The sequence below is a fragment of the Streptomyces sp. NPDC102274 genome (assembly GCF_044766385.1).
GTDB lineage: Bacteria > Actinomycetota > Actinomycetes > Streptomycetales > Streptomycetaceae > Streptomyces.
In genome coordinates, this window is the sequence record NZ_JBIWLW010000005.1 from 226802 (window position 1) to 245641 (window position 18840).

An 18840-nucleotide genomic window follows, 5' to 3' on the forward strand; every position below is an offset into this window, starting at 1 on the left:
GTGATGAACACAGAAAGGGTGGCACTGCGTGCCACCCTTTCTGTTCTGCACTCACTCAAGATCTGCTCATCTGAGCCTTGCCCTCATCAAACGTGGCGAGAATCACGCCCTCGAATGGCCTAACCGACGCCTCCGGACGACCCCTCGTTCCCGAGTCCGCAGCCGCGCAGCACCGCCAGGTCGACGTCCTCCAGACTCCGCGCGAAGTACCGCCCCACCGCCGGATCCACCGGCAGCAGCGAGGGCACCACAAGTACCGCGCACCCCGCCGCCTGGGCGGAGGCACTGCCGTCGGGCGAGTCCTCCACGGCGACACACACCGCGGGCCCGACACCGAACCGCTCAGCCGCCGCCCGGTAGGGATCGGGGTGGGGCTTGGTCCGTACGGTGTCGTCGGCGGAGAGCGTGAAGGCGAACGGCACATCGGCCAGCGAACCCGCGACAACCGAGTCCACGACGGCCCGCGGCGACGCGCTCACCAGCGCGAAGGGCACCTCGGCCCGCTCCAGTTCGGCCAGCAGCCGGCGGGCGCCCGGACGCAGCGGCGCCCCCGCCTCCACGCGCCGGAAGAAGGACCCGGTCAGCTCCGCGGCGACCGTGTCGGCGCAGCCGCCGCCCGTGACCCGCACCAGATGAGCGGCGGTGTCGGCGACCGCCCGGCCGACCACCTCCGGAGCGTCCGCGCCGGTGAGCCGGTGGCCGAGGCTCCCGGCGATCTCGTCCGCCGTCTCCCACCACAGCGTCTCGGTGTCCACGAGAGTGCCGTCCATGTCGAAGAGCACGGCCGCGGGCGTCGCGGACGTGCTCACGCGCCGCTGCCCGGGGCCGGCACCACGAGGACCGGGCGCCGCGCGGGCTCGACCGTCGCCCGTACCCCCGGAACCAGTTCGCCCGCGTCCCGGGACGGCACATCGGACTTCACCGAACCACCGCCGGGCAGATCGAGCAGTACGCGCGTGACCGAGCCGAAGAAGGACGCGGAGACGACCGTCGCCGTACCGGCCGGATCGGCGGTGGCGGTGATGTTCTCGGGGCGGATCAGCACCTCCACCTCGCGGCCCGTAGGCAGTTCGCCGTCCACGGGCAGTGTGACGCCCGCGACCTCGACCTGCCCGCCGTCCGTGAGCCTCCCGGCCAGCCGGTTCATCGTGCCGACGAACTCGGCGACGAACGCCGTGGCGGGCCGCTCGTACAGCTCCGCGGGCGGCGCGCACTGCTCCAGCCGGCCCGCGTTGAGCACCGCCACCCGGTCGGCCATGGAGAGCGCCTCCTCCTGGTCGTGGGTGACGAAGATGGTGGTGATGCCCAGCGACAGCTGGAGCCGCCGGATCTCCTCGCGCAGTGTCAGCCGGACCTTGGCATCGAGTGCCGAGAGCGGTTCGTCCAGCAGCAGGACGCGTGGCCGCAGCGCCAGGGCGCGGGCCAGCGCGACGCGCTGCTGCTGGCCGCCGGACATCTGGTGCGGGAAGCGGTCGCCGTGCTCGGGAAGGCCGACCAGGCCGAGGAGTTCGGCCGCGCGGGCGCGCCGCTCGGCGGCGGACACCTTGCGCACGCGCAGTCCGAACGCGACGTTGTCGCGGGCGTTGAGATGCGGGAAGAGGCTGTACGACTGGAAGACCATGCCCGCGTCGCGCCGGTTGGCCGGTACGCGGGTGATGTCCTCGCCGTCCACCAGCACCTCACCCGAGTCCGGCTGCTCGAAGCCGGCCAGGACGCGCAGCGCCGTGGTCTTGCCGCAGCCCGAGGGGCCGAGCAGGGCGAGGAGTTCGCCGGGCTTCGCCGTCAGATCGAGCCCGTCGAGGGCGACGGTCGGGCCGAACGCCCGGCGCAGACCGCGGAATTCGACCAGGGCGCCGGTCGCGCCTGTGGTCTCCTCCTCCGGACGGTCTTCGGTTGCTGTCGAGGTGAGTGACATGGGAGGTCTACTCCTTGCCGGAGGCGGGAGAGGTGGGAGAGCCGGAAGGGGCGGGCGGCGCGGGGGTCGCCGAGGCGGCGCGGGTCCCCGCACGCGACAGGAGCAGCAGCAGCGCCCAGGTGATCAGCAGGCTGAGCAGCGAGACGGCCACCGACATCCGCGCCTGCGCGCCGGAGACGGAGACGATCCACACCGCGAACGGCTGGAAGCCGAGCAGCGAGGCGATCGTGTACTCCCCGAGCACCAGCGCCAGGGTGAGGAAGGAGGCACCGGCCAGCGAGGAGCGGAGGTTGGGCAGAATGACCCGCAGGATCACGTACGGCATGCTCGCCCCGCAGTTGCGCGCGGCCTCCACCAGGGTCGGTACGTCCACGGCGCGCAGCCCGGCGTCCAGCGAACGGTAGACGAACGGCAGCGCGAGCACGGTGTAGGCGAGCACCAGCACCACCGGGAACGACTCGTTCTGCACCGCCAGGAACGTCTGGTAGAGCGGGGTACGGGAGAGATGGTCCGGTCCCCAGCGCAGCACGGTCGTGACCCCAGTGACCAGCGCGATCGGCGGCACCACCAGCGGCAGCATGCAGACGATCTCGACGAGCGGCCGCAGCCGCGGCGCGCCCAGCCGTACGGCGATCAGCGCCGGCACGGCCAGCAGCAGCGCGAGCACGATGGTGGCGGCGGCCAGCCCGAGGGAGAGCAGCAGGCTCTGGGTGAAACCCTCGGCGGAGAGGATCCCGGTGTACGCGGCGAAGGAGACGCCCTGTCCCGGCGTGTGCACCGTGAAGACGAACGAGGACAGCAGCGGTACGAGGAAGTAGACCCCGGCGAGCGCCAGCACCGCGCCACGCCAGACGCGGGGGCGGCGGCCCGCCCGTACCCGTACGGTCTTGCCGTCCCGTGCCTGCGGCGGGGTCTGTCCGGGGGCGGGGGCGGCGGTCGGTGTCAGTGCAGCCATCGGGTGCTCCGTCGCTGGAGGGGCAGATAGACCGCCATGACCAGACCGGCGATCACGATCATGTCGAGGCTCAGCGCGAGCGCCACGTTCTCCTGTCCGACCAGGACGTTGCCGGAGAGCGCGTCCGCGATCTTCAGCGTGACCAGCGGGACCGAACCGCCCACCAGCGCGGCGGCGGTGGCGTGCGCGGCGAAGGCGCTGCCGAAGAGGAGCACGAACCCGCCGAGCAGCGAGGGCGCGAGGACCGGCAGTCCGACATGGCGCCAGAACTGCCAGGTGGTGGCCCCGGCGTTCTGCGCGGCCTCGCGCCACTGCGAGCGCAGACCGTCCAGCGCCGGGACGCTGACCAGCACCATCAACGGCACCAGGAAGTAGAGGTAGATGACGGCGAGTCCGGTGAACGAGTACAGGTTCCAGCCGGCGCTGTCGAGATGGCCGAGCCGGGTGACCACACCGGAGATGCCGAGGGTGGCGATGAACGCGAACGCCAGCGGGATACCGCCGAAGTTGGCGAGCACGCCGGAGGCGGTGAGCACGGCGTTGCGGAGCGCTCCGCCGCGCGAGGTGACGACCGCCTGGGCGACCAGCGTGCCGAGGAGAGTGGCGATCACGGCGGTCAGCGCGGAGAGTTCGACGCTGCCGACGAGCGAGGTCAGATACGGGCCCTGGAGCGAACGCTGAAGGTGTTCGCCGGTCAGGGCGGTGGCGCCGGTGGCCGGGTCGTCGCGGGTGACGGCCCCGTACAGCAGCGCGCCGACGGGCAGTCCGAAGCAGAGCGCGGCGAAGACGAGCAGCGGGAGGGCGCCGAGCCAGGTGCGCGGCGCCCGCCGCCGACGGCGTGTTCCGTCGGCGGCGCCCGGTGCGGACGAGGAGGGGGTGGGCATCAGGAGACGGCCTTGTCCCAGTTCTCGGCGAGGGTGGCGTTGGCCGCGTCCAGCTCGGCGGACTCGGGGAAGCTCGGGGTGCCCTCGACCTTGGGGAGCTTTCCGACGAAGGACTTGTCGGCGGTGCCTTCGGTGGTCATCGAGGGCAGCAGCACGGGGCGCGCGTACCCCTTCAGCCACAGGTTCTGGCCCTCGGTGCCGTACAGGAACTCCATCCACAGCCGGGCGGCGGCCGGGTGGGGCGCGTCCTTGTTGATGGCCTGCGAGTAGTACTGCGCGTACACGCCGTCGCTCGGGATGACGACCTTCCAGTCGACGCCCTTGCCGCGGAACTGTTCGGCGTAACCGGCGTTGAGGTAGTCCCAGTCGATGCTGATGGGCGTCTCGCCCTTCTCGACCGTGGCCGGGGTGGACTCGACGGGGATGAAGTTGCCGTTCTTCTTCAGCTTGCCGAAGAAGTCGATACCGGGCTGGATGTCACCGAAGGAGCCCTTGTTGGCGAGCGACGCCGCGTACACGCCGCCGAAGGCCGAACCGGACTTGGTGGGGTTGCCGTTGAGCGCCACCTTGCCCTTGTGCTCGGGCTTGAGGAGATCGGCGAAGGTCTGGGGGCAGTTCTTGATCCGGGCCGCGTCGCAGCCGATCGAGACATAGCCGCCGTAGTCGTTGAACCAGCGGCCGTCCTTCTCCTTCTGGGCGTCCGGGATCTTGTCCCACGCCTCGACCTTGTACGGCGCGAAGAGGTTCTCGGCGGCGCCGCTGCGGGCGAAGGCGATCCCGAGGTCGAGGACGTCGGGCGCGCGCTTCTGGCCCTTGCGGGACTTGACGGCGGCGATCTCGTCGGAGCTGGAGGCGTCCGGGGTCTCGCTGCTGACCTTGACCTTGTACTTGGCCTCGAACGCCTTGATGACCTCGCCGTAGTTGGCCCAGTCCGGCGGAAGGGCGATCACATTGAGCGTGCCCTCCTTCTCGGCGGCGGTGACGAGGGACTCCATCCCGCCGAAGTCGGCGACGGAGGCGGCGGTCGCGGCCTTGGCGCCCGCGGCGGAGTCCGCGGAGTCGTCGGGCGCGGCGCCACAGGCGGTGAGCGCGGTGAGCGCGGCGGTGCTGAGCGCCACGGCGGCGGCGAGCCGGCCGTTGGCACGGACACGGAGTCTGGTCACGCGGTGTCTCCTGGAGCGAGGAATGAGGGTGTCGGGGGGTGTCACTTGTTCAGACAAGATGGCATCAGTTCGCCCGGCTCAGGTAGCGCGAACATGAATGGACGATGACTATGCCGCCATGAGCCGAGGAAGACCAAACCCGCACAACTGGCTGGCGATACCTGTGAAGGGGGACGGAAACACCCACGGAAACGTACGGTTAGAGTGAAGGTCAGGTCCGTGACGGTTGGACGTACCTGTGCACAGTTGGCTTTTCCGAGGGGGGCAGGCGTGGGATCAGGCACGGGCGGATCGCGCTATCTGGAGATCGCCGAGGCGCTGCGGCAGTCGATTCTGAGCGGCGAGCACCCCGTCGGCGCCCGGCTGCCCTCGGAGAGCGATCTGGCGGCCCACTGGTCGGTCTCGCGCGGCACGGTACGGCAGGCGGTCGGGCTGCTCGCCTCCGAGGGGCTGATCGGCTCCCGGCAGGGCGCGCGCCGTGTCGTACTGCGCCAGGAGCGCCGGCACAGCTTCCAGCAGCTCAACAGCTTCGCGCAGTGGGCACAGGCCATGGGCTGCGAGGTCTCCAGCCGGATCCTCAGCCGTACCACCCGGCCCGCGACGGCCGAGGAGGCGTCCCGGCTGGGCGTCGAGCCGGGGAGCGAGGTGCTGTACGTCGTGCGCGTGCGGCGGCTGGACGGGGAGCCGGTGATGGTCGAGCGCACGGCCTATACGGACTGGGTCGCGCCGGTCGTGCGCGCGCTGCCCGACGATGTCGTCTCGATCATGAACAGCATCGCGGAGGACGCCGACATCGTCGCCCACTACGGCGAGCACCTCATCGACGCCGTCGCGGCGGGCAGCGAGGACGCCCGGCTGCTCCGCGTCCGCCGGGCCAGCCCGCTGCTGAGGCAGCGTCATCTGACCAACACGGCGGCGGGCCGGCCCATCGAGTGGACCGACGACCGCTATCGCGCGGGCAGCGTGGTGTTCAGCGTCAGCAACTCGGCGGCGGCGGCGCCGCTGGAGCGGCAGGCGGGTCCGGAGGTGGCCAGAAGCCCGTCGGGCGACTGACCCGGCGGAGCGCACCACGGCGACCGTCCGAACGCACCACCGCCGACCCGCGAGGGACGGCCGGTCCTCAGCCGCCCGACGTGTCCAGTTCCGCGTCCGCGCCGACTCCCGCGCAGTCGTACGGGTCCTTCAGCCAGCCGTCCGGCAGGACGACCCGGTTGTTCCCCGACGTACGCCCGCGCGGCCCGTCCGCGCCGTCCGGCCACGGCTGGTCCAGATCGAGTCCGGCCATCAGCTCGTCCAGTTCGGCGAGCGACGAGGTGATCGCCAGCCGCTTGCGCAGCTGCGAGCCGACCGAGAAGCCCTTCAGGTACCAGGCCACGTGCTTACGGAAGTCGATCACCCCGCGGGCCTCGTCCCCGATCCACTCCCCCAGCAGCTCCGCGTGGCGCCGCATGACGCCCGCGACCTCGCGCAGCGTCGGCCGCGCCGTCTCACCCCGACCCTCGAAGGCCGCGACCAGGTCCCCGAAGAGCCACGGCCTGCCCAGGCAGCCGCGTCCCACGACCACGCCGTCGCAGCCGGTCTCGCGCACCATCCGCAGCGCGTCGTCCGCCGACCAGATGTCACCGTTGCCGAGCACGGGGATCTCCGGGACATGCTCCTTGAGCCGCGCGATGGCGTCCCAGTCCGCGGTGCCGCCGTAGTGCTGGGCGGCGGTCCTGCCGTGCAGCGCGATCGCGGTCACGCCCGCCTCGACCGCGATCCGCCCCGCGTCGAGATACGTGAGGTGGTCGTCGTCGATGCCCTTGCGCATCTTCATCGTGACCGGCAGATCCCCGGCGTTCGACACGGCCTCGCGCAGGATCGCCCGCAGCAGGGGCCGCTTGTACGGGAGGGCCGAGCCGCCGCCCTTGCGAGTGACCTTGGGCACAGGGCAGCCGAAGTTGAGATCGATGTGGTCGGCCAGATTCTCGTCCACGATCATCCGGACCGCCTTGCCGACAGTGACCGGGTCCACTCCGTACAGCTGGATCGAGCGCGGGGTCTCGGTCGCCTCGAAGCGAATGAGCTGCATGGTCTTCTCGTTGCGCTCGACCAGCGCCCGGGTGGTGATCATCTCGCTGACGAACAGCCCCTTTCCACCAGGGACGGCGTCCGTCGGGGGGCGGCCCCCGAACGCCCGCGCGCCTTCGGCGAACTCCCGGCAGAGCGTCCGGAACGGGGCGTTGGTGATCCCCGCCATGGGAGCGAGCACCACCGGCGTCCGGACGGTATGGGGGCCTATGGCCAGCGGGGCGGCCGGGGGTTCGGCGAGCGTGGAGAGTGGAGCGGTCATCCGCCCATTGTCGCGCACGAGCCGGGTCACGAGTTGGTCGCATCATTAGTTGGTCGTACCATCAATGAATGCCCGAGCTGAGTCACCGACGGCGCACGCTGGTGCTGGCGATCTGTTGTATGAGTCTGTTGATTGTCAGCCTCGACAACACCATCCTCAATGTGGCGCTGCCCTCCCTGGAGAAGGAACTGCACGCCTCGGTCTCCGGGCTCCAGTGGACGATCGACGCCTACACCCTCGTCCTCGCCTCGCTGCTGATGCTCGCGGGCTCCACCGCCGACCGGATCGGCCGGCGCCGGGTCTTCAAGGCCGGGCTCGTCCTGTTCACACTCGGCTCACTGCTCTGCTCGCTGGCACCGACCCTCGAATCGCTGGTCGCCTTCCGTATGGTGCAGGCGGTCGGCGGCTCGATGCTCAACCCGGTGGCGATGTCGATCATCACCAACACCTTCACCGACCCGCGCGAGCGCGCCCGCGCCATCGGTGCCTGGGGCGCCGTCGTCGGAATCTCGATGGCGGCGGGCCCGCTGATCGGCGGGCTGCTGGTGGACTCGGTCGGCTGGCGGTCGATCTTCTGGATCAACGTCCCCATCGGGATCGCCGCGTTCGTCCTGACCTGGCGGTACATCCCGGAGTCGCGCGCCCCGAAGCCCCGCCGCCCCGATCCCGTGGGACAGCTGCTGGTCATCGGCGTACTCGGCGCCCTCACCTACGCGATCATCGAGGCGCCCCATGCGGGCCTGACCTCACCGCTGATCCTGTCGTTCGCGGCCGTCGCGGCCCTCTCGCTCGTCGGGCTGCTGCTGTACGAGCCGAGGCGCGCCGAACCACTGATCGAACTGCGGTTCTTCCGCAGCGCGCCGTTCAGCGGGGCGACGGTCATCGCCATCTGCGCCTTCGCGGCGCTCGGCGGGTTCCTCTTCCTCAACACGCTCTATCTGCAGAACGTACGGGGCCTGTCCGCGCTCCATGCCGGGTTGTACATGCTGCCGATGGCCACCATGACCTTCCTGTGTGCCCCGCTCTCGGGCCGGCTCGTCGGCAGCCGGGGCCCGCGCCTCTCGCTACTGGTCTCGGGGGTGGCGATGACGGCGAGCGGTGTGCTGTTCGCCGCGTTCGACGCGGAGACGACCACCGGGCTGCTGTTCACCGGCTATGTGCTGTTCGGCCTCGGCTTCGGCATGGTGAACGCGCCGATCACCAACACCGCCGTCTCCGGTATGCCCCGGTCCCAGGCGGGCGTCGCCGCCGCCGTGGCCTCCACCAGCCGCCAGATCGGCCAGACGCTCGGCGTGGCCGTGATCGGCGCGGTGCTGGCGGGCGGAACGGTGGGCGCGGTGGCCTCCGCCTCGTACAGGACGGGGTTCGTGGGGGCGAGCCACCCGGCCTGGTGGATCATCACGGCGTGCGGGGTCTGCGTCCTGCTGGTGGGCGCGCTGTCCAGCGGCGCCTGGGCGCGGAGGACGGCACACCGTACGGCGAAGCGCCTGGACCCGAGCGCCGACAACAGCGACGCCGTCCCGAACGGACCCGCTCAGCGGTAACCGGCGGCTCAGTAGTAATCGGCGGGGACCGGCACGGACGCCCGAGCGAACGCCTGGAGCTTCTCCAGCCGGAGCCTGGTCTCGTCGTCCACCGGGACATAGCTGACCAGCCGGGGGCCCGCGGACGGCCCGAGCCAGAGGTTGGTGTGCTCCAGATTGAGCTGCCCCACCTCGGCGTTGACGAACCTCTTGGTCCTGTCCCCTACCGGAGTGACCACTTCGTGCCGCTCCCAGACCTCGCGGAACTCGGCCGAGGCCGCCCGCAACCGTCCCAGCAGTGTCTTCCAGGGAGGCTCGGAGAGATGCTCCGCCATGGCGGCCCGGAACTTGGCCGCCATGATCCGGGTCGTCTCCTCGCGATTGCCGAGGGCGGCGCGGAAGTCCTCGTCGGTGAAGGCGAGCCAGAGGCAGTTGCGGTCCTGCGGCGGCAGTGAGTCCAGGTCACACATCATCACGCCGTACGTGCGGTTGTACGCGAGGATGTCGTACCGGCTGTTCTGCACACACGCCGGGAACGGCTCCAGTCGCTCCAGCATCTGCCGGATCGCGGGCGTGACGGTGGGGCACGGCGTCCCGGGCGCGGGATCCAGCGCCCCGGCCAGCGCGAAGAGATGCGAGCGTTCGCTGGGGTCGAGGAGAAGGGCGCGGGCGAGGGCGTCGAGGACCTGCGCGGAGACCTGAATGTCGCGCGCCTGCTCAAGCCAGGTGTACCAGGTGACACCGACGGCGGAGAGCTGAGCGACCTCCTCCCGCCGCAGCCCGGGGGTACGCCGACGGCTCCCCCGGTCGAGACCGACCTGCTCGGGCATGATCCGCTCTCGGCGGCTGCGCAGGAACCCGGCGAGCTCATGCCGCCGGATGTCGCTCTCCTGCCCCGCCTGTGGGGTGGTGGCGCTCATAGACCCAGGGTGCCGCACGCCTCAGCCCATTGCCAGGTGGTGCCGGTACCAGCACAAGACCGCCCGGCCACCAGGCCGACGGGCTGCCTCGCGGCTCAAGCCCGGTGGCGGCGTGCCCAGTTGGGGCCGGACGATCGCCGCCACCGGGCATCTCGCGGTGTTACCCGTACGTCACTCGCGCTTCGAGTGCGGCTCCACCGCGGTGTCCGGGCCCGGGGACACGATCGATTCGTGACCGTTCTCGGCGCGCACCTTGAACGGAGGCGAGCCGTTCGGCCCCAGCACCTCCACGACTTCCACGATCCGGTCGTGCTTGCCGACCACCCGGCCGTGCATCACGAGGCGATCGCCCTTGCTTGCTTTCATCATCACTCCAATGTCACTTGACGTAACCGAGAGTGTACGAAGTGGCTTGCGCGGTCGCCCTCGGTGAAAGAGGGTGTCGCGCGTCAAGCCCATTGCCAGGTACTCCGCCTACCAGGATAAAGACACTCTGGTACCAGGGTGAGCGATGGGTCATCGTGGACGGAGTGAGCAGAGCATTCTCGTCCCTCCGGAAAAGATCCACCGCCAAGGCCCCGTCCGGTGGACCGACCGTCATCCATGACCACGGGTCCGTGCTCGGTACTCTCGGCCTGTTCACCGTGCTCCTCGGTGCGGCGCTCCCTCTGATCGACTTCTTCATCGTCAATGTAGCTCTGCCGACCATCGATCACGATCTGGCCGCCGGCCCCGCCCTGCTGGAACTGGTGGTGGCCGGATACGGGCTGTCGTACGCTGTGCTGCTCGTTCTCGGCGGGCGGCTCGGGGACATGCTCGGCCGGAGACGGCTCTTCCTCATCGGCATGGCGGCCTTCGGTATCACCTCACTCGTCTGCGGTCTCGCGCCGAACGCCTGGACGCTGGTCGGCGCGCGGGTGGCGCAGGGCGCCGCGGCGGCGCTGATGCTGCCGCAGGTGCTGGCCACCATCCACTCCGCGACCGGCGGACAGCGCCGCGCGAAGGCGCTGAGCCTGTACGGCGCGACGGCCGGGCTCGCGATGGTGGCGGGCCAGATCCTGGGCGGGGTGCTGGTCGCGGCCGATATCGCGGGCACCGACTGGCGGGCGATCTTCCTGGTGAATGTGCCGGTGGCGCTGGTGGGCCTGCTCCTGGCGGCCCGTTCGGTGCCGGAGACCCGCTCGCAGCGGCCGGCGCCCATCGACACAGCGGGCACGGTCCTGCTGGCCGCCGCGCTGGTGACGCTCCTGGCGCCCCTCACGGAGGGCCGGGCCGCCGGGTGGCCCGTGTGGACCTGGGTCTCGCTCGCGGCCTTCCCGATCGTGTCGTACGCCTTCGTACGGGTGGAGCGACGGGCCGACCGGCAGGGCAGGACCCCTCTGGTGCCGCCGAGTCTGCTCGCGCTGGTCACGCTCCGGCGGGGGCTGACGCTGATCGTGCCGTTCGGAATCGGCTTCGGCGGCTTCATGTTCGTGATCGCCGTCGCCCTTCAGCAGGGGCTGCGGATGGACGCGATCGACGCCGGACTGACGCTGGTGCCCATGGCCGTGGCGTTCTTCGGGGCGTCGCTGGCCGGACCGCGGCTGATACGGCGGTACGGCAGTCTGGTGGTCACGGCCGGCGCCGTGAGCCAGATGGCCGGGGTGGCGTTGCTGGCGCTCGCCGTATGGGGCGGCTGGCCCTCGGTCGGCGCGCTGGAACTGCTGCCGGGTATCGCGCTGGCCGGTCTCGGCCAGGGCCTCCAACTGCCCGTCATCATCCGCATCGTGCTCTCCGACATACCGGCCGAGCGGTCCGGGGTGGGCAGCGGGGTGATGGTCACAGCCCAGCAGTCAGCGCTGGCGCTGGGAGTGGCGACACTGGGCACGCTCTTCCTGACCCTGAGCACCACGGCCGGGATGCGGAACGCCCTGTTGATCACGTTGCTGGCGCAGCTGGGGCTGATCGTCCTGACGGCGGTGCTGAGCGTGCGGCTGCCGCGGAAGGTCGGCTGAGCGGGAGAAGCGGGCGTGGGAGAAGCGGGCGCGGGACGCGCTCATGGCCGTGGGGGGGGGGGGGGGCGGGGGGGGGGGGGGGGGGGGCGGGGGGGGGGGGGGGGGGGGGGGCGGGGGGCGGGGGGGGGGGGGGGGGGCCGCCGGCGCCCCCCCCCCCCCCCCCGGGGGCCCCCCCCCCCCACGGCGTATGGCTGGAGTACGTCAGTCCTGCGAGGCGGTGCCGTCGGCCGCGTCGTTCTGCGTGCCGTTGCCCTGTCCCGCGGCGCGCTCACGCATCTTGCGCAGCAGCTCCTGCTTGTGGTCGGCGGAGGCCTTGCGGTTGGCGTCGCGCGCGGGGGCGCTGGCCTGCGGGTCGGTGCGGGACAGCTTCTTGCGCTGTCCGCCGACGCCGAGAAGGTTGTTGCGGCTTTTTGCCATGGGGTTCTCCCGAAGCGATGAGAAGTGATCTGCGGATTCGTCGGTGGGGGGCGGGCCGTCGCCGCCGCGCTCTCACTCGTAGATCTGGAAGAACATGCCCGAGACGCTACCACCGGGCGCGGCCAGGACGTAACGCGTTTTTGGCGGACACCGGACAGGCGAGCACATGAAGTGATGACAGATGTTGAAATCTGTCATCGCTCATGTCATGGTTGTTCTGTCACTCCTCGATCCCGCTTCTCGATCCCACTTCTGGATCCGCACTTAGGGAACCCCTCATGAACACCACCCCCACGCGCTCCCTCGGCACCTCGGGACCCCGCACCTCCGCCCTCGGCCTCGGCTGCATGGGCATGTCCGGCATGTACGGGGCAGATGTGGACCGCGCCGAGTCCATCGCCACCATCCACGCCGCGCTGGACGCGGGCGTCACCCTGCTCGACACGGGCGACTTCTACGGCATGGGCCACAACGAGCTGCTGATCGGCGAGGCCCTGCGCACCGCCCCCGCCGGCGCCCGCGAGCGGGTCCTCACCAGCGTCAAGTTCGGCGCCCTGCGCGACCCGGACAACGGGTGGTCCGGTTACGACGGCCGCCCTGCCGCTGTGAAGAACTTCGCCGCCTACTCCCTCCAGCGCCTCGGCATCGACCACATCGACATCTACCGGATCTCCAGGGTCGACCCGGGCGTCCCGATCGAGGAGACGGTCGGCGCCGTCGCCGAGCTGATCCAGGCCGGGCACGTACGCCATGTCGGGCTCTCCGAGGCCGGCGCCGGGACCATCCGCCGCGCGGCCGCCGTCACCCCCGTCGCGGACCTCCAGATCGAGTACTCACTGATCTCGCGCGGCATCGAGGACGAGATCCTGCCGACCGTCCGCGAGCTGGGCATCGGCGTCACGGCGTACGGGGTGCTCTCACGCGGACTGATCAGCGGCCACTTCACCCGCGACCGCGAGCTGTCCCCCACCGACTTCCGCGCCAGGAGCCCCCGGTTCCAGGGCGAGAACCTCCGGCACAACCTCGGGCTGGTCGAGTCGCTGCGGAAGATCGCCGAGCAGAAGGGCGTCTCGGTCGCTCAGATCGCCATCGCCTGGGTGCTCTCCCGGGGTGACATCGTGCCGCTCGTCGGCGCCCGCCGCCGTGACCGGCTGACCGAGGCCCTCGGCGCGCTGGACGTCACGCTGGACGCCGGTGATCTGGCCGCCATCGAGGGCGCCGTACCGTCCGGTGCCGCGGCCGGAGACCGGTATCCGGCCGGACAGATGGCGCACCTCGACAGTGAGCGCTGACCGGCGCGGAGGACGGCAAGGAAAAGACCGCGTCCGGGCCGCCCTGCCAGGTTGTCGGACCTGACAGGTAGTGTCATCTGTCGCATCCACCGCACGAGCCATGAAAGGTCGGGCGCCCCATGGCCACCGAGCCCCTGACCGCCGAGCGCATCCTCGAAGCCACCGAGGAGGTGCTGCGCCGCTACGGCCCGGCGAAGGCGACGGTGGTCGATGTGGCACGGGTGCTCGGCGTCAGCCATGGCAGCGTCTACCGCCACTTCCGCACGAAGGCGGCGCTGCGGGAGGCGGTCACCTCGCGCTGGCTGAGCCGTACGGAGACCGTGCTGGCCCGGATCGTGGAGGGGGAGGCCGAGCCGGGCCCGGAGAAGCTGCGCGACTGGCTGCTGGCGCTGTTCGACACCAAGCGCCATAAAGCCGGGGACGACCCGGAGCTGTTCGCCACGTTCTCCGTGCTCATCGACGACAGCAGCGATGTGGTCGACGCACATCTGACAGAACTGGCCCACCAGCTCACCCGGATCGTCGAAGAAGGTGTGCGCGAGGGCGAGTTCGTGGCGGCGGACCCGGCGAGTACGGCCGGGGCGGTCTTCGCCGCCACGGCCCGCTTCCATGACCCGGCGTACGCGCCGGATTGGCAAAAGCCCACGATCGACGCCGAGTTCACCGCCGTTTGCGATCTGCTGCTGCGCGGTCTGCGGGCCTGATACAGGCCGTGGGCCCGGCCCAGGCGCCCGCTCTCAGTCCGCCGCCGGGTCCACCGTCGCCTGGTGGGCCTCGGTGAGATGTTCCTCGGCCTTGAGCCAGGGCAGGAACTGCGCCCCCTTGTGCCAGCCGCAGGTGTCGCAAATCAACGACCGCTGCACACCCGCCTTCTGAACGCGTACGACATGCTCGCGTCCATGCTGATCCCATCTCCTGACCGTGCTGGTGGTCGTGGCCGGCATGATCCGTGCCTCCCTGGTAGGTCAGCGCCCAGTCTGCAACGAAGCCCCCGGTTCCGTGGCGGAACCGGGGGCTTCGAGCTACGAACGTAACCCGCCGTTCAATGTGGGCCGCCGTCAGCAGCCGTCAGCAGCCGAGGAGCCGGGCGCCGAGGTAGCTCTGGATCTGGTCGAGCGAGACACGCTCCTGCTGCATCGTGTCGCGCTCGCGCACGGTCACCGCGTTGTCGTCCAGGGTGTCGAAGTCGACGGTCACACAGAACGGCGTGCCGATCTCGTCCTGGCGGCGGTAACGGCGGCCGATGGCGCCCGCGTCATCGAACTCGATGCTCCAGTTGCGCCGCAGATCCGTCGCGAGGCCCTTGGCCTTCGGCGAGAGCTGCGGGTTACGGGAGAGCGGCAGCACGGCCACCTTGACCGGCGCGAGGCGTGGGTCGAGACGCATCACGGTGCGCTTCTCCAGCACGCCCTTGGCGTTGGGCGCCTCGTCCTCGTTGTACGCGTCGAGGAGGAAGGCGAGCATCGAGCGGCCGACACCGGCGGCGGGCTCGATGACATACGGGGTCCAGCGCTCGCCGGCCTCCTGGTCGAAGTACGACAGGTCGTGGCCGGACGCCTTGGAGTGCGCGGAGAGGTCGTAGTCGGTGCGGTTGGCGACACCCTCCAGCTCGCCCCACTCGCTGCCGCCGAACTGGAAGCGGTACTCGATGTCGGCCGTGCGCTTGGAGTAGTGCGAGAGCTTCTCGGCCGGGTGCTCGTACCACCGCATGTTCTCCTCACGGAGACCCAGGTCGGTGTACCAGTTCCAGCGCTGCTCCATCCAGTATTCCTGCCACTGCTCGTCCTCGCCCGGCTTGACGAAGAACTCCATCTCCATCTGCTCGAACTCGCGCGTACGGAAGATGAAGTTGCCCGGAGTGATCTCGTTCCGGAAGGACTTGCCCATCTGCGCGATGCCGAACGGCGGCTTCTTGCGCGAAGTCTGCTGCACCTGGGCGAAGTTGGTGAAAATGCCCTGCGCGGTCTCGGGCCGCAGGTAGGCGATGGAGCCGGAGTCCTGCGTCGGGCCGAGGTGGGTGGAGAGCAGACCGGAGAACTGCTTGGGGTCGGTGAACGTGCCCTTGTTGCCGCAATTGGGGCAGTTGATGTCGGCGAGGCCGTTCTCGGGCGCCTTGCCGTGCTTCGCCTCGTACGCCTCCTCCAGGTGGTCGGCGCGGAACCGCTTGTGACAGGAGGTGCACTCGGTGAGCGGGTCACTGAAGGTCGCGACGTGGCCGGACGCCTCCCAGACCTCCGTGGCGAGGATCACCGAGGAGTCGATACCGACAACGTCCTCGCGCGAGGTGACCATGTAACGCCACCACTGACGCTTGAGGTTTTCCTTCAGCTCGACTCCGAGCGGCCCGTAGTCCCAGGCGGCGCGCTGACCACCGTAGATCTCACTGGACGGGTAGACGAAGCCACGGCGCTTGCTCAGGTTGACGATGCTGTCGATCTTGTCGGCGGCCACGGTGCTCTCTTCATTACGACGACGACGAACGGCGAATGCTTCAGATTACCGGCGGCCGCACCCCTTCGATCAAATCGGTGCGGGGTAAGAGACACCTGCGACCCTTGTTGACAATCGTTTCCACTTTTGTTGAAAATGACAGTCATGAACGCAAGACGTCTGATACCCACCGCCACTCTCGCCGGAGCAGTCACCCTCGGCCTGGTCGCGCTCTCCGCCTGTTCCTCCTCCGACGCCGCCGACAAGAAGAGCGGTGACAAGCTCGCGGTGACCGCGTCGTTCTACCCCATGCAGTTCCTCGCCGAGCGAATAGGCGGCGACCACGTCTCCGTCACCACGCTCACCAAGCCCGGCGTGGAGCCGCACGATCTGGAGCTCGCCCCCCGGCAGGTGTCCCAGCTCGGTGAGGCCGACGTCATCCTCTATCTCAAGGGTATCCAGCCCGCTGTGGACGAGGCCATCACGCAGTCCGGTGTGAAGAACACCCTCGACGCGACCTCCCTCACCACGCTGGAGAAGCACGGCACCGAGGTCGGCCACGCACACGAGGACGACCACGCGAGCGACCACCCGGCCGAGGAGGAGCACCCCGCCGGGGAAGAGGACGCCCTCGGCGGCAAGGATCCGCACATCTGGCTGGACCCGGTGAAGTACGCCGAGGTCGCCAAGGGGGTCGGCGCCTCCCTGGAGAAGGCCGACCCGGACAACTCCGCCGCGTACCGGAAGAACACCGACGCCCTGGTGAAGGAGCTCGGCGGCCTGGACACGGCGTTCAAGCAGGGCCTCACGGACACCACCACCAAGACCTTCATCACCACCCACGCCGCCTTCGGCTATCTCGCCGAGCGCTACGGTCTGACCCAGGAGGCCATCGCGGGCATCGACCCCGAGTCGGAGCCCAGCCCCGCCCGGGTGAAGGAACTGGAGACCATCGCGGAGCACGACAAGGTCGGCACCGTATTCTTCGAGACGCTCGCCAGCGACAAAACCGCCAAGACCCTCGCGGCGGACTCCGGACTGAAGACCGACGTCCTGGACCCGCTGGAGGGAATTACGGACAAGTCCAAGGGCGATGACTACATCGAAGTCATGCAGTCCAACCTCGCCGCGTTGCAGAAGGCACTCGGCGCGAAGTGAAACAGCCGGCAGCGGTATCGGAGGCGCCCGACATGGCGATGGTGGAAAGCGGCCCGACCACTGAGACGGCGGGGCCGGCACCTCAGCGGCGCTCGGCTCCGGTCGTGACCGTCCGGGGCGCCAGGGCGACGCTCGGTTCGCGCCCCGTGCTGCGCGGCATCGATCTCGCCGTACACAGCGGTGAGGTCGTCGCCCTGCTCGGCGCCAATGGCTCCGGCAAGTCCACCGCCGTACGGTCGGTGATCGGGCAGGTACCGCTGACCGACGGCGAGATCACGCTCTTCTCGACCCCGCTGCGCCGCTTCCGCGACTGGGCGCGCATCGGTTACGTGCCGCAGCGCACCACCGCCGCGAGCGGGGTGCCCGCGACCGTCCGCGAGGTCGTCGCCTCCGGCCGGCTGTCCCGTACGAGGTTCGGCCTGCCCGGCAAGGTCGACCGGGCGGCGGTCGAGCGGGCCATCGAGCTGGTCGGGCTCGCCGACCGCGCCAAGGACCCCGTGGAGGCGCTCTCCGGCGGCCAGCACCAGCGCGTGCTGATAGCCAGGGCGCTCGCCGCCGGGCCCGAACTGCTGATCATGGACGAGCCGATGGCGGGCGTCGACCTGGCCAGCCAGGACATCCTCGCGGCGACCCTGCGCGAACAGGTCGCGGCCGGTACGACCGTGCTGCTCGTCCTGCATGAACTGGGCCCGCTGGAGCCGCTGATCGACCGCGCGGTGGTCCTGCGCGACGGCTGTGTGGTCCACGACGGACCGCCGCCCCGGGCGGCCGGCCGGCAGGGTTCCCCAAGCTCTTCGAGCAGGGGAGGCCCCATGCCCGGCCATGCCCCCGATCCGCTGACCAATCCGGGCTGCCATCCGCACGAGGACGGCGAGCCGCTCCGCACAGGACTGCTGACCTGACCATGGAAATACTCCAGACCGCCTTTATGCAGCGCGCGCTGATCGCCGCCGTACTGGTCGGCATCACGGCACCCGCCGTCGGCATCTATCTCGTACAGCGCCGCCAGGCCCTGATGGGCGACGGCATCGGCCATGTCGCCATGACCGGGGTCGGCCTCGGTTTTCTGCTCTCCACCAGCCCGGTGTGGATGGCGACGCTCGTGGCGGTCGCGGGCGCCGTCACGATGGAGCTGATCCGCGCGTACGGCCGCACACGCGGCGACATCGCGCTGGCGATGCTCTTCTACGGCGGCATGTCGGGCGGCGTCCTGCTGATCAACCTCGCGCCGAACGGCTCCAACGGCAGCCTCAATACGTATCTCTTCGGCTCCCTGTCGACGGTCTCACCGGCGGACGTGACCGCGATCTCGCTGCTCGCCGCCTTCGTGATGCTGGTCACCGTGGGGCTGCGCCGACAGCTCTTCGCGGTCAGCCAGGACGAGGAGTTCGCCCGCGTCACCGGACTGCCGGTGCGCGCGCTGAATCTGCTGATCGCGATCACGGCCGCGGTGACGGTCACCGTCGCCATGCGGGTGGTGGGGCTGCTGCTGGTCAGCGCGCTGATGGTGGTGCCGGTCGCGGCGGCCCAGCAGATCACCCGGTCCTTCCTCGTCACCTTCGTCCTGTCCGTCGTGATCGGTACGGCGGTGACGCTGGCCGGCACGGTCACCTCGTACTACCAGGACGTGCCGCCCGGCGCGACGATCGTGCTGATCGCGATCGGTGTCTTCGTGGTGCTGACCGCTCTCGCCACCCCGCTCGCGAGACGCAGGGCCCGCGCGCTGCGGGACGCCGAGGCCGCGGCCGTACCGGACGTGGACACTCCGGATGTGGACGTGGACGTGCCCGGCGCACGCCGGACCGCGGACGATGTCACGGTCTGACCGCGAGCGGGTCACGAACTGGCAGAATGGCC

General features: G+C 70.2%; 19 protein-coding genes. 8 read left to right on the forward strand and 11 right to left on the reverse strand.

Features of this window, described 5'->3' with window-relative positions; translation table 11 throughout:
- Positions 1–119: 119 nt before the first annotated feature.
- Genes ACIRQP_RS09565 through ACIRQP_RS09585 form a run of 5 tightly spaced genes read right to left on the reverse strand, consistent with a single transcriptional unit; the run spans position 120 to position 4917 of the window.
- Positions 120–809, reverse strand: a complete 690-nt coding sequence (locus ACIRQP_RS09565; protein ID WP_403885955.1) for an HAD family hydrolase — start codon at positions 807–809, stop codon at positions 120–122.
- Entirely contained in the window at positions 806–1915 is a 1110-nt protein-coding gene (locus tag ACIRQP_RS09570; RefSeq protein WP_403885958.1) for an ABC transporter ATP-binding protein, read from the reverse strand. The genes ACIRQP_RS09565 and ACIRQP_RS09570 overlap by 4 nt, the downstream gene beginning before the upstream one ends.
- A 7-nt stretch (positions 1916–1922) precedes the next feature.
- On the reverse strand, positions 1923–2870 hold the full coding sequence (locus tag ACIRQP_RS09575) for an ABC transporter permease (RefSeq protein WP_403885961.1): 948 nt from the start codon (positions 2868–2870) through the stop codon (positions 1923–1925).
- Positions 2858–3754: an ABC transporter permease gene (locus tag ACIRQP_RS09580; RefSeq protein WP_403885964.1), complete on the reverse strand. Its 897-nt coding sequence runs from the start codon at positions 3752–3754 to the stop codon at positions 2858–2860. The genes ACIRQP_RS09575 and ACIRQP_RS09580 overlap by 13 nt, the downstream gene beginning before the upstream one ends.
- Positions 3754–4917 (reverse strand): ABC transporter substrate-binding protein, encoded by a 1164-nt coding sequence (locus tag ACIRQP_RS09585; protein ID WP_403885967.1) that lies wholly within the window; start codon positions 4915–4917, stop codon positions 3754–3756. The genes ACIRQP_RS09580 and ACIRQP_RS09585 overlap by 1 nt, the downstream gene beginning before the upstream one ends.
- A gap of 270 nt (positions 4918–5187) precedes the next feature.
- Between ACIRQP_RS09585 and ACIRQP_RS09590 the strand changes: the two genes are divergently transcribed.
- Positions 5188–5970 (forward strand): GntR family transcriptional regulator, encoded by a 783-nt coding sequence (locus ACIRQP_RS09590; RefSeq protein ID WP_403885970.1) that lies wholly within the window; start codon positions 5188–5190, stop codon positions 5968–5970.
- A 67-nt stretch (positions 5971–6037) separates the two neighbouring features.
- Here ACIRQP_RS09590 and dusB read toward each other — a convergent pair whose 3' ends face one another.
- On the reverse strand, positions 6038–7249 hold the full coding sequence (gene dusB, locus ACIRQP_RS09595) for a tRNA dihydrouridine synthase DusB (protein ID WP_403885973.1): 1212 nt from the start codon (positions 7247–7249) through the stop codon (positions 6038–6040).
- Between the two features lie 68 nt (positions 7250–7317).
- Here dusB and ACIRQP_RS09600 point away from each other — a divergent pair, with 68 nt between their 5' ends.
- The gene (locus ACIRQP_RS09600; protein ID WP_403885976.1) at positions 7318–8793 is read left to right on the forward strand and encodes an MFS transporter; all 1476 of its coding nucleotides are present in this window, start codon (positions 7318–7320) and stop codon (positions 8791–8793) included.
- Positions 8794–8801: 8 nt separating this feature from the next.
- Here ACIRQP_RS09600 and ACIRQP_RS09605 read toward each other — a convergent pair whose 3' ends face one another.
- Together ACIRQP_RS09605 and ACIRQP_RS09610 are read right to left on the reverse strand one after the other, a co-directional pair.
- Positions 8802–9692, reverse strand: coding sequence for a helix-turn-helix transcriptional regulator (locus ACIRQP_RS09605; protein ID WP_403885980.1), 891 nt, complete (start codon positions 9690–9692; stop codon positions 8802–8804).
- 171 nt (positions 9693–9863) lie between these two features.
- A complete protein-coding gene (locus tag ACIRQP_RS09610) occupies positions 9864–10058 on the reverse strand; it encodes a DUF1918 domain-containing protein (protein ID WP_403886367.1) in 195 nt (64 codons plus the stop codon).
- Positions 10059–10291: 233 nt separating this feature from the next.
- Here ACIRQP_RS09610 and ACIRQP_RS09615 point away from each other — a divergent pair, with 233 nt between their 5' ends.
- Positions 10292–11686 carry an MFS transporter gene (locus ACIRQP_RS09615; RefSeq protein ID WP_403886370.1) on the forward strand — a complete coding sequence of 465 codons (1395 nt, stop codon included), beginning with the start codon at positions 10292–10294 and terminating at the stop codon, positions 11684–11686.
- A 201-nt stretch (positions 11687–11887) separates the two neighbouring features.
- Here the strand turns inward: ACIRQP_RS09615 and ACIRQP_RS09620 are convergent, their stop codons facing one another.
- Positions 11888–12103, reverse strand: a complete 216-nt coding sequence (locus ACIRQP_RS09620) for a DUF6243 family protein (RefSeq protein WP_403885983.1) — start codon at positions 12101–12103, stop codon at positions 11888–11890.
- Positions 12104–12381: 278 nt separating this feature from the next.
- Between ACIRQP_RS09620 and ACIRQP_RS09625 the strand changes: the two genes are divergently transcribed.
- Together ACIRQP_RS09625 and ACIRQP_RS09630 are read left to right on the forward strand one after the other, a co-directional pair.
- Positions 12382–13395, forward strand: a complete 1014-nt coding sequence (locus ACIRQP_RS09625) for an aldo/keto reductase (protein WP_403885986.1) — start codon at positions 12382–12384, stop codon at positions 13393–13395.
- Positions 13396–13514: 119 nt separating this feature from the next.
- Entirely contained in the window at positions 13515–14099 is a 585-nt protein-coding gene (locus tag ACIRQP_RS09630) for a TetR family transcriptional regulator (protein WP_403885989.1), read from the forward strand.
- A gap of 33 nt (positions 14100–14132) precedes the next feature.
- Here the strand turns inward: ACIRQP_RS09630 and ACIRQP_RS09635 are convergent, their stop codons facing one another.
- Positions 14133–14339 carry a hypothetical protein gene (locus ACIRQP_RS09635; RefSeq protein WP_403885992.1) on the reverse strand — a complete coding sequence of 69 codons (207 nt, stop codon included), beginning with the start codon at positions 14337–14339 and terminating at the stop codon, positions 14133–14135.
- 124 nt (positions 14340–14463) lie between these two features.
- Positions 14464–15846 (reverse strand): glycine--tRNA ligase, encoded by a 1383-nt coding sequence (locus ACIRQP_RS09640; RefSeq protein ID WP_403885995.1) that lies wholly within the window; start codon positions 15844–15846, stop codon positions 14464–14466.
- A gap of 144 nt (positions 15847–15990) precedes the next feature.
- Here ACIRQP_RS09640 and ACIRQP_RS09645 point away from each other — a divergent pair, with 144 nt between their 5' ends.
- From ACIRQP_RS09645 to ACIRQP_RS09655, 3 genes are read left to right on the forward strand one after another with little or no spacing between them, the layout of a single operon-like run.
- Positions 15991–16983 (forward strand): metal ABC transporter solute-binding protein, Zn/Mn family, encoded by a 993-nt coding sequence (locus tag ACIRQP_RS09645; protein WP_403885998.1) that lies wholly within the window; start codon positions 15991–15993, stop codon positions 16981–16983.
- Between the two features lie 38 nt (positions 16984–17021).
- Positions 17022–17885, forward strand: coding sequence for a metal ABC transporter ATP-binding protein (locus tag ACIRQP_RS09650; RefSeq protein ID WP_403886372.1), 864 nt, complete (start codon positions 17022–17024; stop codon positions 17883–17885).
- 2 nt (positions 17886–17887) lie between these two features.
- Positions 17888–18808, forward strand: a complete 921-nt coding sequence (locus tag ACIRQP_RS09655) for a metal ABC transporter permease (protein ID WP_403886001.1) — start codon at positions 17888–17890, stop codon at positions 18806–18808.
- Positions 18809–18840 lie beyond the last annotated feature (32 nt).